This is a genomic window from Burkholderia sp. Ac-20345, assembly GCF_017104825.1.
In the GTDB taxonomy this organism is placed as follows: domain Bacteria; phylum Pseudomonadota; class Gammaproteobacteria; order Burkholderiales; family Burkholderiaceae; genus Burkholderia; species Burkholderia lata_B.
Genome location: NZ_JAAGPO010000390.1, coordinates 1 through 3,762 on the forward strand (window position 1 = coordinate 1; position 3,762 = coordinate 3,762).

Sequence of the window (3,762 nt, forward strand, 5' to 3'; positions counted from 1 at the left end):
AAAGCGTGCATTAAGTTGTCCCCCGCCTTATTTGCCGCCGAGCGTTACAAACAGGGTCAGGAGCCCCAGCATGCCGATGATCATGGCGAACGCGTAGTGATAGATGTAACCGGATTGGAGGAAGCGGGTCACGCCGATCGGCCGCAACGGCTGTGCGGTGGCCGGCGCGTCGGGTTCCGGCGTGCGCTTCGCACCGGCGCTCGCGTATGAAGCGCTCACCGCCGTCGGGTTGCCGTTCGATCCCGATCCGGACACGACCGCGCCCGAGCCGTCGCTTCGCGAACGTGCCGATTCACCTGTTGCTTCCTTCACCGAACCTGTCCAGCCATGCATACCGAACTCGCCTGGGTTGCCGTCGCACCCGCCTTCGCACTGATCTGTATCGGCATTGCGGTGCGTCGCATCGCGCTCGTCGATGCGGCGTTCTGGCCGTCTGCCGAGAAACTGACCCACTACGTGCTGTTTCCCGCGTTCCTCGTGCATTCGATCGGGCTGGCCGGGCCGCTCGACGCGTCGTCGAAGTCGACGATCGTGCTGCTGACGGGCCTCACGCTCGCGGTGCTGGCTGCCGTCGTGCTCGGCTGCCGGCTGTGCGCGGTGCCGCATGCGTCGTTCACGTCGATCGTCCAGGGCTCGATCCGCTTCAACAGCTACATCTTCCTGTCGGTCGCGTCGGGGTTGCTGAACCGTGCGGACTACGGGATCGCGGCGGTGGTCGTCGCGTATATGGTCGCGATCTCGAACACGCTCGTGCTGCTGTCGTTCGAGCACGGCCAGGCCGGCGGGCGCGGGCTCGTGGGGATCGTCGGCAAGGTGGCGGCGAACCCGCTGATCGTCGCGAGCGCGTTCGGGATCGTGCTGAACCTGACCGGCTGGCGGCTGCCCGCCGCGCTGGACCAGACCGTCGACGTGCTCGGCGGCGCAGCGTTGCCGTTGAGCCTGATCTGCGTCGGCGCCGCGCTGCGGCTGCCGTTGCCGCGCAAGGAAGCGGCGCTCGTGCGTGCGGGGCTCGTGACCACCGCGATCCGGCTGGTCGGGTTTCCGCTGCTCGCGCTGACCGCGACGAAGGCGTTCGCGGTGTCGCCGCTGTCCGGGAACCTGATCCTGCTCTATTCGGTGCTGCCGTGCGCGAGCAACTCGTACGTGCTGTCCACGCAGTACGGCGGCAACCACCGGCTGATGGCATTCGTCGTCGCGCTGTCGACGGTGCTGTCGTTCGTTCCGATTTTCATCGTCGCGCGTGCGATGTAGGCTGACACGCCGCGACGCAGCCGGCGTGGCCCGTCGTGCACCATCAACAACAAGACAGGAGACACCCATGATTTCGAGGCGCTCGTTCAATCGCGCACTCACCGGACTCGCGATGGCCGAGGTGCTCGGCGGATGCGCCGGCACGGGCTCCGGCAGGCGCGCGATCACCGGCGTCGACGCGCACGCGCACGTGTTCCTGAAATCGCTGCCGCTCGTGCCGGGCCATCGCTACACGATCGCGTACGACGCGTCGCTCGACCAGTACCTCGCGATGCTCGACCGGCACGGCATGTCGAACGGCGTGCTGATCCAGCCGAGCTTTCTCGGCACCGACAACCGCTATCTGCTCGCCGCGCTGCGCGCGCAGCCCGCGCGCCTGCGCGGCATCGTCGTGATCGACCCCGCGCGCGATGCCGAGCAGGTCGCCGCATGGACGCCGCTCGGCGTGCGCGGCATCCGGCTGAACCTGATCGGCGAACGCGATCCGGATTTCGCGGGCGCGGCGTGGCGCGCGCTGTTGCCGCTGCTGCGGCGGCACGGCTGGCAGGTCGAGCTGCATGCGGAGGCCGCGCGCCTGCCGGTGCTGATGCCGCCGCTGCTCGACGCGGGCGTCGACGTTTCGCTCGACCATTTCGGGCGGCCCGACCCGCGGCTCGGGATCGACGATCCGGGCTTCCGCTATCTGCTGACGACGGCGGTGAGCAGGCGTGTGTGGGTCAAGGTGTCGGGCGCGTACCGGAACGACCGCGCCGACCGCTGGCAGGCGTCCGGCCTGACGGCGATGCATGCGGTGCGCGAAGCGTTCGGCACGGAGCGGTTGCTGTGGGGCAGCGACTGGCCGCATGTCGGATACGAGGGCGCGGTCGACGATGCGCTCGCATACCGGTACATGGAGACCTTGCTGCCGGACGCGGCCGGGCGCAGGCAGGTGCTGGTCGATACGCCGGCGGCGCTGTACCGGTTCGATGCGAAGGGGTGAGCGGGCAGGGGCGGCGCGTTTTGCGGAACCCCTGTAATCTGCACACTGCCCGCGCCGCCATGGGTGCGGTTGCGGCTTGCACGGCTGACGCGGTGATTCGAACGGCACCGCGCGCGTCCGGCCCCCATCCACGCATCGCATCAGGAGCACGCATCTTGGCCACCTACATCGTGTTTACACGGGAAAGCATGCAGGACCCACAGGAATTCGACCTCTACCAGAGCAAGGTCGGCGCAACGCTGGCCGGGCATCCGGTCAAGGTGCTCGCGGCCTACGGGCCGCAGGAAACGCTCGAGGGCGAAGGCCCGGAAGGCGTCGTGATCGTCGAGTTCCCGTCGAAGGAAGCCGCGCACGCGTGGTATCACGGCCCCGAATACCAGGCCGTCGCGCAGCACCGGTTCAAGGGCGCGCGCTATCGCGCCGTGCTGGTCGAAGGCGTCTGAGCGACCTGAATCCGGCGCGTCCGGTGTCGCGCTGCGACGCCGGAAGCCCGGCCCGCCCATGAACACATCGACTCCCGCCACCGCGCCCGTTCGCCCGCCGATGGGCCGCGCCACGACCGTGCTGCTCGCGATCAGCGTGGCGCTTTATCTGGTCGCCATGTTCACCGCGCCGTTCCGCACCGGCGCGCCCGTCCCGCATCCATGGGCCGACGGCTGGCAGGTGCTGTTGACGGGCTGGATGGGCGTGCTCGGCGGCATCTATGCATGGCTCGCGAATCCGCTCGTGTTCGCCGCGTGGCTGCTGACGGCGAAGCGCTACCGCGCCCAGGCGGTCGTGCTGGCCGTACTGGCGTTGCTGTTCGGGATGAGCTTCCTGTCGCAGCACCAGATCGCCGTGAACGAAGCGGGGGACGTCGAACCCGTGCATCTCGATGCGATCGGCTACTGGTGCTGGCTCGCGAGTTTCGGCGTGGCGTCGGTCGGCGCCGCGTTGCTGCCTGGACGGACGAAGACGCGCTGATTGATTGCGGATGCCTCGATGCGGATGTCGACGGAGGTGAAGCCGCCCGGCATCGCAACGAGCCGCGGCATCGGCACGTGACGCGAAACGGCGTCTTGCGTGCCGATGCATCGAAGGCGCGACGTCGATGGCGCGCCTTCGACCTTCACCGGATGTGCGCCTGCAACGCGCGCAGCCAATACGACACCGCCACCGCGCCGCCGTCCGGCGTGCCGATCGCACGTTCGCCGAGATAGCTCGCGCGCCCGGCGCGCGGCGTCATGTTCGCGGTTTCCTGCGCGCCATGCTCCGCCGCCGCGACGGCCGCCTCCCACGCGGCCGATGCATCCTTGTCGCCATCGAGCGCACGCTCGAATGCAGCGACGGCCGGCACGAGCGCATCGAGCATCGTCCGGTCGCCAGCGTGCGCGCCGCCCAGTTCGCTGATCGACTCCACCGCAGCGCGGAACGCCGCGGCCCAGTCGCGCGCCGACGGCTCGGCGCTGTCGGCCAGCCGGCGCGATGCGCGCAGCAGTGCGGTCGCATAGAACGGCCCCGAGCTGCCGGCGATCGCGCGGCGCAATGCGGCG

General features: G+C 69.3%; 6 protein-coding genes. 4 read left to right on the plus strand and 2 right to left on the minus strand.

The genetic code is table 11. The features are described from left to right. Positions 1-27: 27 nt before the first annotated feature. On the minus strand, positions 28-333 hold the full coding sequence (locus G3O06_RS47040; RefSeq protein WP_205820169.1) for a hypothetical protein: 306 nt from the start codon (positions 331-333) through the stop codon (positions 28-30). Between G3O06_RS47040 and G3O06_RS47045 the strand changes: the two genes are divergently transcribed. From G3O06_RS47045 to G3O06_RS47060, 4 genes are all read left to right on the plus strand, one after another. Further along, a complete protein-coding gene (locus tag G3O06_RS47045) occupies positions 328-1,251 on the plus strand; it encodes an AEC family transporter (RefSeq protein ID WP_174972642.1) in 924 nt (307 codons plus the stop codon). The two genes, G3O06_RS47040 and G3O06_RS47045, sit on opposite strands and share 6 nt — an antisense overlap. Positions 1,252-1,318: 67 nt before the next feature. Continuing rightward, on the plus strand, positions 1,319-2,230 hold the full coding sequence (locus G3O06_RS47050) for an amidohydrolase family protein (RefSeq protein WP_205820166.1): 912 nt from the start codon (positions 1,319-1,321) through the stop codon (positions 2,228-2,230). Positions 2,231-2,385: 155 nt separating this feature from the next. Next, positions 2,386-2,673, plus strand: a complete 288-nt coding sequence (locus G3O06_RS47055; protein ID WP_174982085.1) for a DUF1330 domain-containing protein — start codon at positions 2,386-2,388, stop codon at positions 2,671-2,673. Between the two features lie 58 nt (positions 2,674-2,731). Continuing rightward, on the plus strand, positions 2,732-3,193 hold the full coding sequence (locus tag G3O06_RS47060; protein ID WP_205820167.1) for a hypothetical protein: 462 nt from the start codon (positions 2,732-2,734) through the stop codon (positions 3,191-3,193). 145 nt (positions 3,194-3,338) lie between these two features. On the opposite strand, the gene G3O06_RS47065 is transcribed toward G3O06_RS47060, so the two are convergent. Next, on the minus strand, positions 3,339-3,762 hold a 424-nt coding region (locus G3O06_RS47065; protein ID WP_205820168.1), incomplete at its 5' end, for a DAK2 domain-containing protein.

What these genes read in the sequence shown, in the direction of transcription:
- G3O06_RS47040 (WP_205820169.1), bottom strand. Translation starts at nt 333, where the DNA reads ATGCATGGCTGGACAGGTTCGGTGAAGGAAGCAACAGGTGAATCGGCA.
- G3O06_RS47050 (WP_205820166.1), top strand. Translation starts at nt 1,319, where the DNA reads ATGATTTCGAGGCGCTCGTTCAATCGCGCACTCACCGGACTCGCGATG.
- G3O06_RS47045 (WP_174972642.1), top strand. Translation starts at nt 328, where the DNA reads ATGCATACCGAACTCGCCTGGGTTGCCGTCGCACCCGCCTTCGCACTG.
- G3O06_RS47060 (WP_205820167.1), top strand. Translation starts at nt 2,732, where the DNA reads ATGAACACATCGACTCCCGCCACCGCGCCCGTTCGCCCGCCGATGGGC.